Annotated in this window: 2 protein-coding genes; both read left to right on the forward strand. The window is 44.9% G+C overall.

The annotated features are described in order from the left end of the window. Positions 1–117 precede the first annotated feature (117 nt). Positions 118–552 (forward strand): GNAT family N-acetyltransferase, encoded by a 435-nt coding sequence (locus T411_RS0115640; protein WP_000453957.1) that lies wholly within the window; start codon positions 118–120, stop codon positions 550–552. Between the two features lie 192 nt (positions 553–744). Next, positions 745–1002, forward strand: a complete 258-nt coding sequence (locus T411_RS1000000121430) for a hypothetical protein (protein WP_001894918.1) — start codon at positions 745–747, stop codon at positions 1000–1002. Positions 1003–1331: the final 329 nt, after the last annotated feature.

Here is a 1331-nt window from a genome sequence, read left to right on the forward strand (position 1 = left end):
AACGCGCGGCGTTTCCAGTCCCATTGAGCCGCGGTGGTTTCGGTTGTTGTGTTTGAGTTTAGTGGTATGCGTTGCCAGCCCCTTAGGCGGGCGTTATGTGTAAGCAGAGGAAAATGCATGGAAGTAAGTCTGAAAGTTAGTAGTGACCTCTTGTTTGCAGAGTCCTTAACAAAGTCAAATATGGCAAGTTACTATCAAGCCCGTGGGCTAACCTGGGATCATAATCGGTTCCTAAGTAGTTGGGATGAGTTAGACAACTACGAAATCTATCTAGGCCTAGCTCGTGTTGGTGTGTTGCGTTTGAGCTACAGTAACGATGTGACCTTCTTGAGAGATTTTCAAATTTTGCCCGAGTTTCAGGGATGCGGAATTGGGTCTAAGTGCCTTGAGCTAGTTGTTAGACATGCGCTCGACAGACAATCCACGAAGCTAGTTCTGCGTGTGTTTAGTGAAAATCCAGCAATCAATCTGTATGAGTCAAAGGGGTTTGTTAGAGTATCTGAAATCAAAGGGTTGATTGAAATAGAGCTCCCTTTAAATTCACACACATAACAAACGCCTCAAGAGGGACTGTCAACGCGCGGCGTTTCCAGTCCCAATGAGCCGCGGTGGTTGCAGTTGTTGTGTTTGAGTTTAGTGGCATGCGTTGCCAGCCCCTTAGGCGGGCGTTATGTGTTTTTTAGCTAGTCCCAATCGAAACAAGCACATAGAATTGGCAGACTTGTTTCCAATTTAGTTTTCAGCATGAATAGATCAAGCATGTTTGGGATTGTGGCATCACTATTAGGATTGGCAGCTTTAATCTTTACTGTGATAGCCGGTTCACATTTTCCAGTAATTCAATGGCCATACGAAGCATATCAAGGCTTAGTATTTTCGTTTGTTTGGGGCTTTGGCGTATCAGCGACGGTTGGATATTTACTCTCAATCCTAGTTTTCATAGGTGTTGCTGTGGTTTGCTTTGCAGTGGGTCATAAAATATCGCGTAGCATGTTTGGGTGAGGCTAACTTTAGCTTAGAGTTCATACACATAACAAACGCCTCAAGAGGGACTGTCAACGCGCGGCGTTTCCAGTCCCAATGAGCCGCGGTGGTGTCGGTTGTTGTGTTTGAGTTTAGTGGTTTGCGTTGCCAGCCCCTTAGGCGGGCGTTAGCTTCTTAAAGGCTAAGATCATCAAAATCCAAACTTCTTGTTCTGAAAGATCAGTTTTTAGTGTTCAAAGTGCACAATTTGGCATTTCAATTTTGCTAGATGCTGATTTGGTAGAAAGTGTTGGAAGTTCCGCAGTTTCAAAGCCGCTGAAAGCCAACAAGTCTCGATGCTTCAAAGT

The organism is Vibrio cholerae ATCC 14035 (assembly GCF_000621645.1).
GTDB lineage: Bacteria > Pseudomonadota > Gammaproteobacteria > Enterobacterales > Vibrionaceae > Vibrio > Vibrio cholerae.